The organism is Oceanobacter kriegii DSM 6294 (assembly GCF_000422845.1).
GTDB lineage: Bacteria > Pseudomonadota > Gammaproteobacteria > Pseudomonadales > Oceanobacteraceae > Oceanobacter > Oceanobacter kriegii.
The window spans coordinates 96,187-114,878 of record NZ_AUGV01000017.1 but is presented as its reverse complement, the minus strand read 5'-3'; the positions used below and the strand labels follow the sequence as shown (position 1 = coordinate 114,878).

Annotated in this window: 17 protein-coding genes; 8 read left to right on the top strand and 9 right to left on the bottom strand. The window is 54.7% G+C overall.

Translation table 11 applies throughout. From position 1 onward, the window contains the following. Positions 1 to 23: 23 nt before the first annotated feature. From G516_RS0110020 to metH, 6 genes are all read right to left on the bottom strand, one after another. A complete protein-coding gene (locus G516_RS0110020; RefSeq protein WP_028293541.1) occupies positions 24 to 1,184 on the bottom strand; it encodes a cation:proton antiporter domain-containing protein in 1,161 nt (386 codons plus the stop codon). 291 nt (positions 1,185 to 1,475) lie between these two features. Then, positions 1,476 to 1,970 (bottom strand): DUF934 domain-containing protein, encoded by a 495-nt coding sequence (locus G516_RS0110015; protein WP_028293540.1) that lies wholly within the window; start codon positions 1,968 to 1,970, stop codon positions 1,476 to 1,478. After that, positions 1,954 to 3,621 (bottom strand): nitrite/sulfite reductase, encoded by a 1,668-nt coding sequence (locus G516_RS0110010; protein ID WP_028293539.1) that lies wholly within the window; start codon positions 3,619 to 3,621, stop codon positions 1,954 to 1,956. The genes G516_RS0110015 and G516_RS0110010 overlap by 17 nt, the downstream gene beginning before the upstream one ends. Before the next feature lie 257 nt (positions 3,622 to 3,878). Then, positions 3,879 to 4,619, bottom strand: coding sequence for a glycerophosphodiester phosphodiesterase family protein (locus tag G516_RS0110005; RefSeq protein ID WP_028293538.1), 741 nt, complete (start codon positions 4,617 to 4,619; stop codon positions 3,879 to 3,881). A gap of 1 nt (position 4,620) precedes the next feature. Next, a complete protein-coding gene (locus G516_RS0110000; protein ID WP_245582646.1) occupies positions 4,621 to 5,985 on the bottom strand; it encodes an MATE family efflux transporter in 1,365 nt (454 codons plus the stop codon). Between the two features lie 31 nt (positions 5,986 to 6,016). Then, entirely contained in the window at positions 6,017 to 9,724 is a 3,708-nt protein-coding gene (gene metH, locus G516_RS0109995; RefSeq protein ID WP_036535704.1) for a methionine synthase, read from the bottom strand. 156 nt (positions 9,725 to 9,880) lie between these two features. Between metH and nfuA the strand changes: the two genes are divergently transcribed. Next, positions 9,881 to 10,474, top strand: coding sequence for a Fe-S biogenesis protein NfuA (gene nfuA / locus G516_RS0109990; protein ID WP_028293535.1), 594 nt, complete (start codon positions 9,881 to 9,883; stop codon positions 10,472 to 10,474). A 114-nt stretch (positions 10,475 to 10,588) separates the two neighbouring features. On the opposite strand, the gene G516_RS24865 is transcribed toward nfuA, so the two are convergent. Next, complete coding sequence (locus G516_RS24865) at positions 10,589 to 10,876, bottom strand: PilZ domain-containing protein (protein ID WP_036535700.1); 288 nt, start codon at positions 10,874 to 10,876, stop codon at positions 10,589 to 10,591. A 228-nt stretch (positions 10,877 to 11,104) separates the two neighbouring features. On the opposite strand from G516_RS24865, the gene G516_RS0109980 reads away from it, so the two are divergent. From G516_RS0109980 to G516_RS21915, 7 genes are read left to right on the top strand one after another with little or no spacing between them, the layout of a single operon-like run. Beyond that, entirely contained in the window at positions 11,105 to 12,277 is a 1,173-nt protein-coding gene (locus G516_RS0109980) for a PP2C family protein-serine/threonine phosphatase (protein WP_028293534.1), read from the top strand. After that, positions 12,274 to 12,765, top strand: a complete 492-nt coding sequence (locus tag G516_RS0109975) for an STAS domain-containing protein (RefSeq protein ID WP_028293533.1) — start codon at positions 12,274 to 12,276, stop codon at positions 12,763 to 12,765. Before G516_RS0109980 ends, G516_RS0109975 begins: the two co-directional genes overlap by 4 nt. Before the next feature lie 28 nt (positions 12,766 to 12,793). Then, positions 12,794 to 13,819 carry an NAD(P)H-dependent glycerol-3-phosphate dehydrogenase gene (locus G516_RS0109970; protein WP_028293532.1) on the top strand — a complete coding sequence of 342 codons (1,026 nt, stop codon included), beginning with the start codon at positions 12,794 to 12,796 and terminating at the stop codon, positions 13,817 to 13,819. A gap of 14 nt (positions 13,820 to 13,833) precedes the next feature. Beyond that, the gene (locus tag G516_RS21930; protein WP_036535768.1) at positions 13,834 to 14,151 is read left to right on the top strand and encodes a DUF4389 domain-containing protein; all 318 of its coding nucleotides are present in this window, start codon (positions 13,834 to 13,836) and stop codon (positions 14,149 to 14,151) included. A gap of 12 nt (positions 14,152 to 14,163) precedes the next feature. Next, on the top strand, positions 14,164 to 14,658 hold the full coding sequence (gene sixA, locus G516_RS21925; RefSeq protein ID WP_169449522.1) for a phosphohistidine phosphatase SixA: 495 nt from the start codon (positions 14,164 to 14,166) through the stop codon (positions 14,656 to 14,658). A 20-nt stretch (positions 14,659 to 14,678) separates the two neighbouring features. Then, complete coding sequence (locus G516_RS23910) at positions 14,679 to 15,632, top strand: alpha/beta fold hydrolase (RefSeq protein ID WP_169449521.1); 954 nt, start codon at positions 14,679 to 14,681, stop codon at positions 15,630 to 15,632. Further along, positions 15,623 to 16,360: a lipoprotein intramolecular transacylase Lit gene (locus G516_RS21915; RefSeq protein ID WP_051219215.1), complete on the top strand. Its 738-nt coding sequence runs from the start codon at positions 15,623 to 15,625 to the stop codon at positions 16,358 to 16,360. The genes G516_RS23910 and G516_RS21915 overlap by 10 nt, the downstream gene beginning before the upstream one ends. Positions 16,361 to 16,452: 92 nt before the next feature. Here the strand turns inward: G516_RS21915 and G516_RS0109945 are convergent, their stop codons facing one another. Next, positions 16,453 to 17,118: an RluA family pseudouridine synthase gene (locus G516_RS0109945; RefSeq protein WP_211225092.1), complete on the bottom strand. Its 666-nt coding sequence runs from the start codon at positions 17,116 to 17,118 to the stop codon at positions 16,453 to 16,455. A gap of 101 nt (positions 17,119 to 17,219) precedes the next feature. Beyond that, entirely contained in the window at positions 17,220 to 18,620 is a 1,401-nt protein-coding gene (gene trhP, locus G516_RS0109940; protein ID WP_028293530.1) for a prephenate-dependent tRNA uridine(34) hydroxylase TrhP, read from the bottom strand. Positions 18,621 to 18,692: the final 72 nt, after the last annotated feature.

Genomic DNA, 18,692 nt, shown 5'->3' with positions numbered 1-18,692 from the left:
TATGACCAAACAGACTGTGCGACTCAGTCTCGTCGCAACTTCTCGGACACAGCAATCGGGTTGGGGTAGTTGAACACCACAATGTAACTGCTGACCACAAAGGTAATGATCGCCGTGGCCTGAATCAGCAACGAACCTTGCTCCGACAGCAGGCCACCTTCCAATGCCATAAAGGCAATCAGCAAGGAAAACTCACTGATTTGCCCCAGTCGAAAGCCCACATCCCAGGCCAGCTTTGGGGTTTCGCTGAATTTTTTCAGCAGTACCCGGAAGACCACTGGTTTAAGTCCAAGTACCAGCACCGCCAATGCCACTGCTGCAACCGCCACGGTGCCAAGCATGCCAAGATTCAGCCCCGCACCCAGCGCAAAGAAGAACAACACCAGAAAGAAGTCACGCAGTGGCTTCAGGCTAATGGCAATAAACTGCGCAATCGGACTGGTTGCCAACGTGATGCCGGCCACAAACGCGCCGATTTCGTAGCTCAAACCCACCAAATGCGCTGCTTCGGCCACCGCCAGACACCAGCCAATGGCCAGAATAAAGAGGTACTCCTGATAGCGATCGAATTTGGTAATCAGCGGCAGCAATACGCTTTTCACAATCAAATAGGCCGCAGCAATAATCAACGGCAGAGCCACAAACGGCTGCCATACCGGCATATCACCCTGACCACTGAGCACGCCCAGCAAAATCAGCGTAAAGATGGCGATCATGTCCTGCAACAGCAACAAACCGACCATCAACTCGCCCATGTGTTTGTGATGGAGTACGGTGGTGGGGAGCAGTTTCAAACCAATAATGGTGCTGGAAAACATCAACGCCAAACCGATGACGATGCAGTCCATTTGAGAATAACCAAACAGCGCTGTCAGTCCGTAACCGGCCGCAAAGAATAACAGCGAGCTGACCACGCCAACGGTTGAGGCTTGCCGCAACACCGATACCAATGCCTTGGGTTGCATATCAAGGCCCAACAGAAACAGCAGGAAGATAATGCCAATGTGAGACATCTCTTCCAGCAGCTCGGGATGTTCAATCCACCCCATGCCAAACGGGCCAACGAGGGCACCCAGGCCAATATAGGCAATCAAAACCGGTTGTTTGGTGTAGAGGGCAAACGTGGCCAGCAGCGACGCACCGGCGAAAATAACGAAAATAGAGAAAACAATGTCTTGCTGCATGAGCAACTCCTTGCGAGGGGCCACTCTGAATAACTCTGCACAGCACTGCGTGAGCACTGAGTTATTCAGAGGATTCCTAGTCTAAAAAGCTTACGACAGCTTCTGCAAAGTACCAACCGGGCTCCGTTGATTACACCTGTAGCCGGCTATCGAGTGGGCAATACCGACATATCAAGGTATTCACACCAGATCAGCCACCACAAAATCAGTCACCGCTGAAATACGAGAAAACGGTTTCAGACGGGCAAAAAAATACCGGCCAACGGCCGGTATTTTGAATCGTGATTGCTATTAACGCGTCACACGATTAAACAGAGGCTTGTCGCTGTCTACCGCCGCCTGATAAGGCTGCGTGAAGGTAGTGAACGCAGCCAATGCGTTTTCTTCGTTCTGATCATCACGCAGGGCGTAGGAGCTGAAACCACAACGCATGTAGAAGAACAGCTGATCGATCAGTACGTCGCCAACGGCACGGATGTCGCCAGCGTAGTCATACTGCTCGCGCAGCAGACGGGCAGCGGAGTAACCACGACCGTCAACGAACTTCGGAAAGTCGATTTCGATCACGGCGAAGTTGCGGCATTGTTCGGCCAGCTTGTCAGCGGTCTGTTCGCTGCGCAGGTGAACACCCAGCTTGCCACGAGAGGCCAGTGGTTGCAGTTCAGCCTGTTCGTGTTCCCAGCGCTCCAGAGAGATGATGCTGTTTTCAACAACCATTTCATCGTCAGCGACACGAACCCACGGATCGTCGCTAACAAAAGCGCCGTTCTTAATCAGCTTTGCCATATACGGCCTCCTTGAATTCGTTGTGACCCAGACGCTTGTAGGCTTCCAGGAAGCTTTCGCCATCAATGCGTTTTTCAACGTACAGGTTCAGAACCTTGGCAATCACGTCAGGGATGGATTCACGGTCAAAGGATGGACCCAGAATCTTACCCAGAGACGCTTCACCGCGGCCGCCAGAGTTACCACCCAGGGATACCTGGTAGAACTCTTCACCTTTCTTGTCGACACCCAGAATGCCGATGTTACCCACGTGGTGGTGACCACAGGCGTTCATACAACCGGAGATGTTCAGGTCGATATCACCAATGTCATATTGGAAATCGATGTCTTCAAAGCGAATCTGCAGGTCTTCCGCAATTGGAATGGACTTGGCGTTGGCCAGTGCACAGAAGTCGCCACCTGGGCAGCAGATCATATCGGTCAGCAGACCCAGGGTAGGGGTTGCCAGACCCAGCGCCTTGGCTTTCTGCCATACGTCGAACAGCTGCGCCTGCTCAACGTCGGCCAGTACCAGGTTCTGGTGGTGCGTGGAGCGCAGCTCACCAAAGCTGTACTCGTCGGCCAGATCGGCAACGGCATCCATCTGCGCGTCGGTAACGTCGCCCGGTGCGGTGCCTTTCTGCTTCAGCGTCAGGGTAACAACGGCATAACCCGGCTGCTTGTGGGCGCGTACGTTACGCTCCATCCAGCGCGCGAAGGCCGGATTGTCGGCTTTCAGCTGGTCCAGCTTGGCGGTTTCGTCTTGCAGATCAGCGTAGGCTGGATCAACAAAGTGCTTCTTGACGCGATCCAGTTCAGCCTGGGTCAGCTTGGTGGCGGAATCCTTGATGCGATCCCACTCAGCTTCGACCAGTTCCTTCATGCGCTCGATACCCAGCGCCTTGGTCAGGATCTTGATACGAGCCTTGTACTTGTTGTCACGACGACCAAACTGGTTGTAGACGCGAATGGCGGCTTCCAGGTAGGTCAGCAGATCTTCTTCCGGCAGGAAGTCACGGATCACTTCGCCCAGAATTGGCGTACGACCCAGACCTCCACCAATCAGAATGCGGTAACCCAGCTCACCGGCGTCGTTACGAATAATGTTTACACCAATATCGTGAACGTCGATGGCAGCACGGTCAGCACCTTCAACGGCGTTAACAGCAATCTTGAACTTACGCGGCAGGAAGGCGAATTCCGGGTGGAACGTAGACCACTGACGGATGATTTCGCAGTATGGACGTGGATCAACCAGTTCTTCCGCAATCACACCGGCGTATTCGTCGGTGGTGGTGTTACGGATACAGTTACCAGAAGTCTGGACAGCGTGCATTTGCACCTCTGCCAGCTCTGCCAGAATCTGTGGGCAGTCCTTCAGCTCAGGCCAGTTAAACTGGATGTTCTGACGAGTAGAGAAGTGGCCGTAGCCCTTGTCGTAGTCACGAGCTACCTTGGCCAGCGCGCGCAGCTGCTTGCTGTTCAGCGAGCCGTAAGGGATGGCAACACGCAGCATCGGCGCGTAACGTTGCACATAGATACCGTTCTGCAGTCGCAGTGGCAGGAATTCTTCTTCAGCGATCTCACCCGCGAAATAACGCTCAGTCTGTTGTTTGAACTGGGCGACACGCTCATTGAGGATCTGCTGATCGTACTCGTCGTATTGGTACATAGCGTCTCGGGTTGCTCTGGCGAGGCGCAAAGGGCGCCTTGAATAGTGATCGATCCGGCATGCAAGGCATGCGGAGATGGTTTTTTAATGGCTGCGAACATTACCAAAGCCGCTTTATTCTTAAAACGACTATTTACCTATATCGTAATTACTTTTACGGGTGGTTTTGTTCGGCTAAGCCGAATAGCAAATGGTTATCATCCAGAAGAGGTAGTAACAGTGCAAAAGCGGCCAGTTAGTGGTGACCGCTTCAAGCATCAGTCCGCCGGATGATCCAGCAAGGTGGGGAAATCACTGAAGATGGCATCCACCCCCAGCTCAAACAATTCCTGTGCCTGAATGGCAGAATTAACGGTAAAGCAGCGAACCTGCAAGCCGCTACTTTTGAGTTTGGCGATGGCGGCCGGGTCAACCAGTTCGGCACAAAAATGCAGCCCTTCGCACTCGAGTGGTTTGATTCGCTCCAGCGCATCGGCGGCAATGGCATCGGTTAGCCAGGCACGTTCAATGTCCTTGTGATGTTGTTGGGCCAGTGCCAATGACAGTGGATTAAACGAGCTGAACAGCAGTTGGCGGGTCGCCAACGGCGTATGCTCAAAAGCCCATTCCAACGCCCGCGAAATAGCCGATGCGGTTTCGTATTCACGGCCCAGAACCGGTTTGATTTCCAGATTCAGACACATGCCGGAAATGGCGGCCCATTCCAGCACTTCAATCAAGGTCGGTATGCGCGCGCCTGCGTATTGCGGCGAAAACCAGCTTCCGGCATCGAGTTGTTGCAACTCAGCCAAAGAATTATTCACCAGCCAGCCAGAGCCATCAGTGCAGCGGCGCAGAATGTCGTCGTGAAAAATCACTGCTTCGCCATCTGCACTCATACAAACGTCCATTTCCAGCCAGTGCTGTCCCTGCTGACGGGCCAACTCGAAAGCTTCCATGGTGTTTTCCGGCGCCAGGGCACTGGCACCACGATGACAGATAAGCGGCGATGTTTTCATATTACACCTTCAAATGCGCCCACTGGCGACGCTGCCAGATCACACTGTAGATCACCGACAAGCCGGTTCGTTGCATGCCTTGCAATATCCACACGCCCAGCAAACCAAACCCCAGCACCGGGCCGACCAACCAGGCCAGTGGCAAGAACACACACCACTGCATGGCCAAGTTGATTTTCATCACCTTACGGCTGGCACCAGCCCCCAGCAATGCTTGAGTCAGCACCATGGCAGTCACTTCAAAGGCAATAAAGATACCGGTCACCTGCAAGGGCAGAATCCCGGCTTCGATCAATTCCGGCTCGTTGGTAAATACGTGCAGAATCATTTCCGGGAACAACCACAGCGGCACGCCGATCAGGGCGATTACCAGGCTTGCGACCCGTACTACCTCCCAGCCCCAGCGATGGGCATCGTGTTTGTCACCCGCACCCAGTGCATGACTGACCAGACTGGTGGCGGCGATACCCATACCAACCGCAGGCAAAATCAACACCAGCTGCAACGAGATCAGAATATGGCCAATGGCCTGCTCTGTTGTACCAATCTGGCCAACGATCCAGAAAAACACACTGATACCCAGGGCAAACAGGGTTTGCTGCAAGGAATTCGGCCACGCCAGTTTGCCAAGCTGAAGCAGCGTCGCCTTGGTTGGCAATGTGACAGAGCCCAGCTTTTCTCGCTTTTGACGAAAGGTAACCCAGGCGTACATGGCAGTACCGCACACCAGCGCCATGGCGGTGCCGATGCCCGAACCCACAGCACCAAGACCCTGCCAGCCGGCAAAGCCCAGTACATCAACCGCAGGAAGACCAAACACCAGCACGTAGGAAAGCGACACATTGATGGCGTGCATACCCAACAGAATCATCAGGTACTGGCGGGTTTCACCAATGCCAGACCAGTATCCGCGGTAAACAAAGTTCATCGACACGGCCACCAATGCGGCGGTGCGCCATTGAAAGTAGGGGGTAGCGATGGCAGCGACATCGGCGTTGTCGGTTAACGCAGGCATTAGCCAAGGTGCCAGAGCGATAAACACCAGCGTCAAAGGAATGGCAACGGCGCAGGCAAAAAACAGCCCGGCCATTAATGGCTCGTGCAGCTTGCTGGTTTCACCCGCACCAAGGCGGCGAGCCACCAGCGCCTGAGTCGCCGCCGACAGGCCCATCATGATGGACACCATCACAAACGAGGCGTAACCACCAATACCAACGGCGGCCAGTGCGGCATCGCCGAGGCGACCCACCATGGCAGCATCGATCAGATTGATCAGACTTTGAGACAGCATGGCACCAATGATCGGCAAGCCAATACCAAAGATGCGACGCAAGCGCTCCGGCTCCAGCCGAAGCGCATTGGCCAACAGATGATTCCCTGATAGACGACTCACAGGATCAGCGATCGTAGCTCAGGTTTGGCGACAACCAGCGCTCCATGGTTTCCAGCGTCATGCCCTTGCGGTCGGCGATATCCTGCACCTGATCCTTGTCGATTTTACCCAGGCCAAAGTAACGGGATTCCGGATGACCGAAGTACCAGCCGCTGACAGACGCCGCCGGTGACATGGCGAAGCTTTCAGTCAGGAACACACCCGTATGGGCTTCCGCATCCAGCAAGCTGAACAGGGTGGCTTTCTCGGTGTGATCCGGGCAAGCAGGGTAGCCCGGTGCAGGACGAATGCCTTGGTATTTTTCCTTAATCAGCTGTTCGTTCTCCAGCTGCTCATCCGGTGCATAGCCCCACAGCTCTTTACGCACTTTTTCGTGCATGCGCTCAGCAAAGGCTTCCGCCAGGCGGTCGGCCAGTGCCTTCATCATGATGCTGTTGTAATCATCGTGATTGGCGTCGTATTCGGTTGCCAGTTGCTCAGCCTCAATACCGGCCGTCACCACGAAACCACCCATGTAGTCGCGCTTGTCGGCGGTTTGCTTGTCTTCTGGCATCACAAAGTCAGCCAGCGAGAAGTTCGGCTGGTCGTTTGGCTTATCGGTCTGCTGACGCAAGTGGTGCAGCACGCCCAGTTCTTCAGACGGATTCTCCGGATTGAAAATCACGGTGTCGTCGTTGCCGCGCTTGGCTGCAGGCCACAGGCCCACGACTGCACGGGCGCGGAACAGTTTCTCGTCAACGATGCGTTTCAGCATCGCCTGTGCATCCTTGAACAGTGCAGTAGCGGCTTCGCCAACCACTTCGTCTTCCAGAATGCGTGGGAATTTGCCAGCCAGTTCCCATGACATGAAGAACGGCGTCCAGTCGATGTAGTCGACCAGTTCAGCAGTATCGTAGTGATCGAAAACACTGATGCCTTGCTGGGCAGGCACTACCGGCTCGAAAGCATCCCAATCACAGGTGAAGGCGTTTTCAGCCGCTTTGGCGTATGGCAGCAATGCCTTGGCCTTACGGTTGGCGTTACGCTCGCGCACATGCACGTATTCGTCGCGGGTTTCCTGAATGAAGGTTTTCTTGGCTTCGGCATTCACTAACTTCTGCGCCACACCCACTGCACGAGAGGCGTCGGCAACGTAGCAAGCAATGTCATTCTGGAACTGAGGTTCAATCTTCACCGCAGTGTGGGCCTTGGACGTGGTAGCACCACCGATCATCAGCGGAAGGTGGTAATCCAGACGCTGCATTTCACGGGCAACGTGGACCATTTCATCCAGCGATGGGGTAATCAGACCGGACAGACCAATGATGTCGCAGTTTTCTTCCTTGGCGACCTTCAGAATCTTTTCTGCCGGCACCATGACGCCGAGGTCGACTACTTCGAAGTTATTACACTGCAGCACCACGCCTACGATGTTCTTACCGATGTCGTGCACGTCGCCTTTCACCGTAGCCATCAGGATCTTGCCCTGGGTTTCCGACTTACCGTCTTTTTCCGCTTCGATAAACGGCAGCAAGTAGGCAACGGCCTGCTTCATTACCCGGGCACTTTTCACCACCTGCGGCAGGAACATCTTACCGGAGCCGAACAGATCGCCGACCACGTTCATGCCGTCCATCAGCGGGCCTTCGATCACTTCGATTGGGCGATCAAACATCTGACGAGCTTCTTCGGTATCGGCTTCAACGTGCGCGTTGATACCTTTTACCAGTGCGTGAGTGAGACGCTCTGCCACTGGCAGGGAACGCCATTCCTCATCTTCCTTTTCGGCCACAGAGCCGTCGCCGCGATAATTGTCGGCAACAGCCAGCAAGCGGTCGGTGGAGTCTTCACGACGGTTCAGCACCACGTCTTCTACCAGCTCTTTCAGCTCGGCAGGCAAATCATCGTATACCGCCAGCTGACCGGCGTTAACGATACCCATGCTCAGGCCGTTTTTAATGGCGTAGTAGAGGAATACCGAGTGAATCGCTTCGCGCACCGGGTTGTTACCACGGAACGAGAACGACACGTTGGAAACACCGCCGGAAATCTTCGCGTGCGGCAGGTTCTCGGTAATGAATTTACAGGCGTTTATGAAGTCCACAGCGTAGTTGTTGTGTTCTTCAATGCCGGTCGCTACCGCGAAGATGTTCGGGTCGAAGATGATGTCTTCCGGCGGGAAGCCCACTTCATCAACCAAAATGCGATAGGAGTTTTCACAGATTTCGTTCTTGCGGGCTTCGGTGTCGGCCTGACCTTCTTCGTCAAACGCCATCACAACCACCGCCGCACCAAAGCGCATGCAGGACTTGGCCTTGGCAATGAATTCTTCCTTGCCTTCTTTCAGCGAGATGGAGTTCACCACCGCCTTACCCTGAATACACTTCAGGCCTGACTCGATGATTTCCCACTTGGAAGAGTCGACCATGATAGGCACGCGGGCAATATCCGGCTCGGAGGCGATCAGATTCAGGAAGCGCACCATGGCAGCCTCAGAATCCAACATGCCCTCATCCATGTTGATGTCGATGATCTGGGCACCGTTCTCTACCTGTTCGCGGCAGATTTCCAACGCTTCGTCGTAAGCCTCTTCCTTGATCAGGCGTTTGAACTTGGCCGAACCGGTCACGTTGGCGCGTTCGCCGACGTTCACAAACAGGCTGGTTTCGTCAAAGTTGAACGGCTCCAGGCCAGACAGACGACAAGCCGGTTTGATCTCGGGAATCTTGCGCGGTGCGTGCTTGGCAACGGCTTCCGCCACCGCCTTGATGTGGCCAGGCTCGGAGCCACAGCAGCCACCCAGAATGTTCAGGAAGCCACTGGCGGCAAATTCTTCTACGATGGCAGCCATTTCCGCTGGGGTCTGGTCGTATTCACCGAATTCGTTTGGCAAACCGGCGTTCGGGTGAGCCGACACATAGCAGTTGGCTTTGTTCGACAGTTCTTCAACGTGTGGACGCAGCTCTTCTGCACCCAGAGCACAGTTCAGACCGATCGACAGTGGTTTGGCGTGGGCTACCGAGTTATAGAAAGCTTCCGCTGTCTGGCCAGACAGGGTACGGCCGGAGGCGTCGGTGATGGTGCCGGAGATCATGATTGGCAGTTCTTCACCGCGCGCTTCAAACACCCCCTGCACGGCGTAGATAGCCGCCTTGGCGTTCAGGGTGTCGAAAATGGTTTCGATCAGAATGATGTCGGAGCCACCGTCCATCAGCGCTTCCGTCGCTTCGGTGTATTCCTCAACCAGCTGATCGAAGGTAATGGCACGATAGCCCGGATCGTTTACGTCAGGAGAGATGGAACAGGTTTTCGACGTTGGGCCAAGCACACCGGCAACATAACGCGGCACACCGGTTTCGGCTTCGACATCGTCACACACACGGCGGGCGAGGGCAGCGGCTTCGCGGTTCAGCTCTGGCACCAGCTCTTCGAGGTGGTAGTCAGCCTGGGAAACACGGGTGCTGTTAAAGGTGTTGGTTTCAACAATATCGGCGCCGGCCATCAAATACTGACGGTGAATACCGGCAATGATGTCTGGCTGGGTCAGCACCAACAGGTCGTTGTTGCCTTTTACTTCCTGCGTCAGCTCGGCAAAACGCTCGCCTCGGTAGTCGGCTTCTTCCAGTTGGTGAGACTGAATCAGGGTTCCCATACCCCCATCAAGAATCAGGATTCGCTCTTGGATGGACTGTTTAAGTTGCTGTATACGCTGCTGGCGACTGGCATTTGGCATGGGTCTTGGGCTCACTTGTGACATCGAACAACAAATAAAATGGCGCGAGATTGTACCAGAGGGGATACACCTTGTCTTTTCCAAGCAAATTAGTTGGGTATTTCGTAGGTCGCCCCCATCCGATACAATGAACCCAAGTTTTGAGGATTAGCATTTATGACCGAGTATCTGACCATCACCGCAGACGCTGAAACATACCTTGCCGACCTGCTTTCCAAGCAGAACGTCGAAGGCATGGCGGTGCGTGTTTTTATCACCCAGCCTGGCACCCGCTACGCAGAAACCTGTCTGGCGTACTGCCGCCCGGAAGAGGTGAATGAGTCAGACAAGATCCAGCAAATGGAAAAACTCAAGGTGTTTGTCGAAGCCATGAGCATTCCGTACCTCGAAGAAGCCACCATCGACTTTGCCAAAGACAAGATGGGCGGCCAGCTGACCATCAAGGCGCCAAACGCCAAAATGCCTAAAGTAACCGATGAAAGCCCCGTAGAAGAGCGCATCAACTACCTGCTGTACACCGAGATCAACCCGGGGCTGGCCTCCCATGGCGGTGAAGTAAGCCTGGTCGAGTTCATCGCGGAAGAAGGGCTTGCCATCCTCAAATTCGGCGGCGGCTGCCAGGGTTGCAGCGCAGTGGATATGACACTGAAAGATGGCGTTGAAGCCACCATGGTTGCCAAAATCCCGGAAGTTCAGGCTGTCCGCGACGAAACCGACCACACAGTTACCGATAACGCGTACTTCAAGTAAGTCCTGACGTTTTCAGTCAATATATAAAAAGCGACGGTCACTCAGTGACGGTCGCTTTTTTTGTTTAAGCCTGGGGCTCTCCGGGTAAGTCCGCAAAAGAACCCGATTAAATGATCAAGTCAGCGTGTCAAAATGCACGGCGACTTCTTCGCCTTTTTCCGTCTCAGCCATCCGAATGATGGTCACTTCCGCTTGCAAAGGCGCGGTTGGGCCGCCACCACTCTCAATCACCAGGGTGCCTTTCTGGTCAATCCCCAGACTGGTCGGCGTTGCCGCAATCAACCGCGCCCCGGTGGTCGAAAGGTCCACACACTTCATCGCATACACCGTACCAGCCACCGTCAGCTCTGCGTTTGTCTCAACCGTGACGCGAATGAAATCCCTTTTTTCCGAGTGATGCATACAGCCCTCCGGCAGTTCATTTATTGAACACAGAATAAAGTATAGCCACCAGCGGCCGAAATTCATCAGAATTCGCCATTGCATGGGAGTTGAGTAGGCGTTAGTGTTCGCACAATTACAGCGTGAAAGGTACAGGATGCCGACCCGATACACCGGCATCCATAACGCGCATTCGTTCCCCCGTGTGGTTTACGGGTTTCTTTGCAATCGTATAGTCCGGAGATGTGAATGACCGCAACTGTGCTGGTCATTGATGACGACCCAACCGTCCGCGAGAGTATTGCCGCGTTTTTGGTCGACTATGACTACGAAGTCGCTACTGCCACTTCAGCCAACAATGCCTGGGAAGTACTGGAACAAACAGCCGTAGACATTGCGGTGTGCGATCTGCGCATGCCTGGTGTCAGTGGTATTGAGTGGCTCGAGCAAGTGCGCGACCGCCAGCCTTCCTTGCCCGTCATTGTAGTGTCGGGCGCCGGCGTGATGGACGATGTCGTCAAGGCTCTGCGCCTGGGTGCGTCGGATTTTCTGGTCAAGCCCATCCTCGATCTGGAAGTGCTGCATCACTCGATCACCCGTGCTCTCGAGCGCACCCGTCTGGAACAGGAAAATCAGGCTTATCGCCAGCACCTCGAGCGCAACAACGCCGAGCTGAAGCGTGGCCTTGACGAACTGCGCAAAGACCAGCTCGCTGGCCGCCAGATTCAAATGCGCATGCTGCCCGACCCGTTGGATGCGGGCGAATATCACTGCGAACACCGCCTGTTCCCGTCACTGCTGCTCAGCGGCGACTTCCTCGATTTCTTCGAGCTTGACGACAACCAGCTGATTTTCTACATCGCTGACGTGTCCGGCCACGGAGCCTCTTCGGCATTCGTTACGGTTCTGCTGAAGAATTTGACCTATCGCCTGCGCCGTAATTTCCATCGCGGCTCAAGTGACGACCTGCTTTATCCATCCAGGGTGCTGGACCGCATCAACTCGGAGCTGCTGGCCACCGGACTGGATAAGCATCTGACCATGTTTTACGGCATTATCGACCGTGAAACCGGCACACTGAGCTACAGTACAGGAGGGCATTTGCCAATGCCGGTACTGCTGACGCCTGATGGTGCTCAATACATTGAAGGCCGCGGTATGGCCGTTGGCCTCTTTCCGGAAGCCGAGTTCAAGACCCGAACAATGGAACTCCCACAGGAATATCGTATTCTTATGTTCTCTGACGGCATTCTTGAAATCATGCAACAAAGCGCGCTGGCTGAAAAAGAAGCCTGCCTGCTGGAACTGATCGAATCCGAATCAGGTGACCTGGACGGTCTAACCCAAAAGCTCAATCTGGACTCCGATAACGAAGTGCCAGATGACATTGCCATGGTAGTAATTGGTCGAGGTGAGCTATGACAGCCGGACACATCCAGGTAGCACAACACGATGGCGTGCAGGTTATTCGCCTGCTGGGCGATGTACGCCTGAACCTGTGCACCGCATTCGACAAGTACATTCGCCAGGTGGTGAGCAAAGGCAACTTTGATAACGTCACCATCGATCTTTCAGATGCCGAAGGGGTTGACAGCACCTCACTGGGGCAGCTGGCGAAGATTTCCATTCTCAGCCGGGAAAAGTTCAGCATCACGCCGACGATCTTTTCTCCGGACCCGAGCATCACCCGCATCCTGATGAGCATGGGCTTCGACATGGTTTTCCATATCGTTGAAGAACCCCTGCAGGATGCGTCTGAATTCCGTGAGTGGGCCGATGACACCATCGACGAAGACGAAGCCCGCGAACAGATCATCTCTGCACACAAGGCACTGATGGACCTTAACGATTCCAATCGCAATACATTCAGCGAATTGGTTGAAACCCTGGAATGCAGCAGGCAAGCCTGACGCAACCAGAGCATACCCGGAGGAAACAGTGGGGATCCGAAAAGCAGCCATTATCGGTGGCGGCAGTTTTGGCACCGTCGTCGCAAACATTCTGGCCGACAATAACGTCGAAGCCGTACAGTGGATGCGCAACCAGGAAATCGCTGACAGCATTTCCAACCAGAACCTCAACGAACAATACCTGCCAGGCGTTCAGCTGAACGCCAACTTGCAGGCCACCACCGACATTGAATCCGCCGTCAGCGGAGCCGATGTGATCTTTGTCTCCGTGCCCAGCAAGCACGTACGAGACGTTATCAGCAGCTTTGCCCATCTGGTCGACAAGCGTCAGGCGCTGGTCAGCACCACCAAAGGCATTGAACCGGAAAAATTCCTGCTGATGAGCCAGGTCATTCGGGAGGTCTTCCCGGATAACCCGATTGGCGTACTCAGCGGCCCCAATCTGGCCAAGGAAATCGCCCGCAAAGAGCTGGCAGCGACCGTGTTTGCCAGCGAAGACAGTGAGTTGCGCCGCAATATTCAGGACGTACTCAGCTGCGATTATTTCCGCGTATACGCCGCTAACGACGTGTTCGGCGTTGAACTCGGTGGCGCCCTGAAAAATATCTACGCCATTGCCTCCGGCTTTGTCGCTGCACTGGGCATGGGCGAAAACACCAAAGCCATGATCATCACCCGATCACTGGCTGAAATGAGTCGCTTTGCCGAAGCCATGGGGGCCAACCCGATGACCTTCCTCGGTCTGGCTGGGGTTGGCGATCTGGTGGTAACCTGCATGTCGCCGCTAAGCCGCAACTACCGTGTTGGCTATGCGATTGGCAGTGGCAAAAACCTCGACCAGGCAGTAGAAGAGCTGGGCGAAGTGGCGGAAGGTGTTAATACCTTGCGTTATGTCAGGGCAAAAGCTGCAGAGTGGGGTATCTATATGCCTCTGGTGATGGGCGCGTATGAATGTTTGTTCAACGGCGCCGATCCTCGTGCAGTTGCACAAGGTTTGATGACAGGTGAAGCTGCATCCGATGTTGAATTTGCTCTGGCCAAACATGAAATCTGATAAGGAGAGTCTGCATGTCTGGTGATTTCCGCAGCAACGTAACGTCGGATTCCTTCTGGATTCGCACCATTTACACCGTCATCTTTGTATTGATATCCCGCATCCTCGATCTGGTGCTGTTGCTGGCCACGCTGGTTCAGTGGGTCAGCCAGCTGATCTCCGGCGAACCCAACAAAAGCCTCGCTGGCTTCTGTTATTCGCTGGGTATTTATTACCAGCAGGTGACCCATTTCCTGACAGGTGTTTCCAATGACAAGCCATTTCCTTTTTCGGATTGGCCGGAAGCTCCCGCCAACAAGGAAACCCCGGACACCGAGGATGCCCCTGAATAAAAGGGCATTCCCGTGAAACTTTGTATTGTCAGACACGGCTCGGCCGTCGTTGGTAGCCTCGACGACATCAGCCGTGGTCTCACAGAGCAGGGATCCAACGAGGCAGCGGCCGCTGGCCGCTGGCTCGCAAAGCAATCATGGAATGATGCCGAAATGTGGGTCAGCCCCTATTTCAGAGCACAACAAACCGCCGCCAACATCAACGCCGGCTTTGAACAGCATGGCTCACCACTGGCGCAATCCGACCAAAACACCCTGACGCCATCCTCCGACGTCCAGTCCATCCTTGAGCTGCTGGTTCACCAGCAACGCGATCTGATTCTGGTATCCCACTTACCACTGGTAGGCCGCTTGGCCGCAGCGCTGACCGAAGGTCAGGTTTTTGATCAGCCATGGTCGCCGGCGGAGTGTTGGATATTGGAGGGCGAGATTGCAGCATCTGGCTGTATGGATGTTTCTGCGGTCTGGTATCCTGCACTGGAACATCAGGCGCAAGCGGGATTCTGACATCCCGCCATCGGGATGCTATGACTTCTTCAGCGATTCGCTCTACAGCAAATACGACAACAACCACCCAAGCAGCCACAGGCTCTTACCCGGTCAGTCGCACGTACAAACTGGCGGGGCAGTCTCTGGCCACTTTGGAGTGGGGAACAGAAGGGGCTGACAATAAGCCCACCGTGTTGATGCTGCACGGCTGGCTCGACAACGCAGCCAGCTTTCATCGGCTGGCACCCGCGCTGGCAGCCGACTTTCACTGCATCGCCTTGGACTGGCCAGGGCATGGTCTGTCTGACTGGCGGGCTGATTACCCGATCTGGGCTTACCCTCAGACACTGATCGAATTTATCGACAGGCTGGGTCGCAAAGTCCATATCATTGGTCACTCCATGGGTGCTGCATCGGCCGTTCTGGCCGCTCCAACTTTAACCGCTGAATTGCAGTCCCTGACCTTGATCGACGCCGTACTCCCCATGACCAATCCTGGGGAAGCCGCGGCCGACAACTTCCGTAAGGCAATGGAAGCCCGCAAACGACTGAAACCGTTTCGTCGCCACCCAGGCGCCGAGGCAGCTCTGGCTGCAAGACTGAAAAGCAGCCCCGACATTGAAGCTGACAGCATGCGTCCGTTGGTGGAAAGAAACCTCAAGACAGCCACAGACACATCAAACGACAGCCAAACCAACGGCGATACAAACGTTGTCTGGCGCATGGACCCGGCTTTAAGGCTACCCTCTGCCGTTCGACTAACCCCCGACATGGCCACCAGCTTTGCCAAACAGATCTGTACGCCAACGCTGGCGATTCATGCAGATGGCGGGCTGTTTCGAGCTGACACATTTCAAGCCATGGCAGACTCGATCCCCACGGCCAAATCCGTTGGCCTTGCCGGCCATCATCATTTACATCTGGACAGCCGCTATTGTGACGGCGTTATCAGAGCTGTTCGGGACTTTCTGGAGAGTGGCGTTTGCGTATAGCCCAACAAACCGCTTGGATGCTGGTATTGATTTCCGCACTGATTGCCTGCATCAGCGCAGGCTGGTTCAGCCTCGCCAAGGTGCACTACGGTTTTGACCATTGGTACGATTTTTACGAAATCGAAGCCCATATTGACCGTTATGGCCCACAGAATCGCTACAAGCCGGGCTTACAGGAACTGCCGCCAGAGCAGCACATTCGCTTGTTTAACGACATCAGTGAAGCCATTCACCAGCACGGCGAGGGGTTGGAAGACATTCGCTATGACTTCCGTGGCCGCAGCATCACGCTACTTCGCCAACCGGAAGTTGTTCACCTGCAGGATGTTGCCAATCTGATCGACGTATTGCGTATTACCGCCTGGGTTGCCGCAGCCATTGCACTGACAGGCACAGTGCTGCTGGCCAGACTCAAGCTGACGCCACAGTGGCGTATTCAGGCGGGGCTGTTGCTGTTGCTGATTGCCGGCAGTTTTGCCGTCGTCATGCTGATAGGGCCATTGGAAGTTTTCTACTTCCTGCACGTACATATTTTCCCGGAAGACCATGAGTGGTTTTTCTATTATCAGGATTCACTGATGGCCACGGTGATGCGAGCACCGGTTGTGTTCGGCGGCATTGCCGCAGCCATTGCCGTTCTGGGTCTGGTGTTTTTTATTGCCTACCTGTTTGCGCTGAAATATTTCCTGCGCTGGCAGCTGGGTCGAAAAGCCGGCGTTATTCTCTAGGGTCCCTAAGAACCCCAGGAACCCCAAGATCAAACACAAAGCCCGGCATTTGCCAGGCTTTTGGTTTTTAACGCATCAGGCGAATAACCGCTTCAAAACGGCGGCGGACACACCATATCCATTCGCTCACCGGTACGAGGATGATTGAATGACAATTCCCGCGCGTGCAGGTGCATGGTCGGGGTTTGGCTTTCGTCGTAATCCTTGCTGTAGAACGGATCACCAACAATAGGGTGACCAATGTTCAGCATGTGCAAGCGCAGCTGATGGGAGCGGCCGGTCTTGGGGTAGAGCTCCATACGAGTCACAATCTCCTCAGCCCCTGACTCCGCAACCACCAGTTCTTCCGCCAGCTTTTTCCAACGGGTCAGCGCGTAACGGCCTTCCGTGTGGGAAATCTTCTGTAGCGGGCGGTTAGGCCAATCCACAATGATCGGCATATTGATGGTGCCCTGATTGCCCTTTACCTTGCCGGTCACACGGGCTTCGTACACCTTGCGGGTGGTTTGCTTCTCAAACTGCTGCTGGATAGCCGTCAGGTCTTTTTTGGTACGGCCGTACACAATCAGGCCCGAGGTGTCTTTGTCGAGGCGATGAATGATATGCAGTTCGTCCACCAGCGCCTCCAGGCGACCAAAGGCGGAATCCTTGTTGTACAAGCCGGGCACACTGAGCAGACCGGATGGCTTGTTGAGGATAATGATGGCTTCGTCCTGATACAGGATGTGTTCTTCAATCATACGAACGGCACTACTCATGGCTGGGCGACGGGAAAGGCCGCCATCTTAGCCGGATTGCCATTTGATGGCGAATCCGGTTCTTTATCTCGCAACACATCAGGTACGCCAAGCACGCATGATTAAGCAGCTGGTTCTTGGGACAGGTTGCGAATCAGCATGGCTTTATCCAGATCAGAGGCAGATACCCCCGGCGGAATATCCAGATCAACCACAAAGCCGGAACCCGGCGCATCCTCACGAGCCTGGCCGTTAAGGCCCTGAATGCGCTCTAGCGTATACACATGATTGCCCGAACGGGTCATCAGCTCGACTGAGTCACCAACTTCAAAGCGATTTTTCACCTCAACCCGCATCAAACCATCCACCACGCCGGTCACTTCGCCGACAAACTGCTGCGCCGTACTGGTGGAGTTGCCGCGCTCGTAGTTCTGGTATTCATCATGGACGTGACGGCGGAAGAAGCCTTCGGTGTAACCACGATTGGACATATTTTCGAGAACATCCATCAGGTTGCGGTCAAAATCCTTGCCACGCACGGCGTCATCGACCGCCTGACGATACGCCTGAGCTGTCCGCGCTACGTAGTAATGGGACTTGGTGCGGCCCTCAATCTTGAGTGAGTCAACACCGGCCTTGACCAGATTCTGCACATGCTGAATGGCGCGCAAATCACGGGAGTTCATGATGTAGGTGCCGTGTTCGTCTTCAAATGCCGGCATGTATTCGTTCGGGCGCGATGCCTCCTGCAACAGTACAATCTTGTCGGTGGTTTCACCCTGGCCGAGCGTAGGTTCCGGCTTGCCAGCATGACCAGCCGGCATGATTAAGGGATCGGTTGCCGGAACAGTTGCCGGATCAAATTCTTGCGCCCCCACCGGGATCACATCACCACTCATGGTTTCAGTGGCTTCATGAGCGTCGTATTTCCAGCGACAGGCGTTGGTACAGGTGCCCTGATTGGGATCTCTGTGGTTCATGTAGCCCGACAGCAGGCAGCGGCCAGAATAGGCGATGCACAGCGCGCCATGCACAAACACTTCCAGCTCCATTTCCGGGCAGCGCTGTTTGATTTCAGAGATTTCGTCCAGCGACAGTTCGCGGGACAGAATGATGCGACTGACACCCTGACGACGCCAGAACTCCACCGAGGCATAGTTGACCACATTGGCCTGCACCGACAGGTGAATCTCCTGATCTGGCCATTTGTCCTTCACCATCATGATCAAGCCCGGGTCGGACATGATCAGAGCGTCCGGATTCATTTCAATCACAGGCTGGATATCGCGCATGTAGGTCGCCACTTTGGCGTTGTGCGGAGCAATATTGCTGGCAACGTAGAACTGTTTGCCGAGCTCATGAGCGCGAGCAATGCCTTTGCCAAGGTTTTGCAGATTAAAGTCGTTGTTGCGGACGCGGAGGCTGTAGCGAGGCTGACCGGCGTATACGGCATCCGCACCATAGGCAAATGCGTATTCCATGTTTTTGAAAGTGCCCGCAGGGGAGAGCAGTTCGGTTTTCATGGTAGGGCTCCGGCGTGAAAAATCGGCGAATACTACTGATTCGCCGCACCAGAACCCTGATTCAGATCAAGA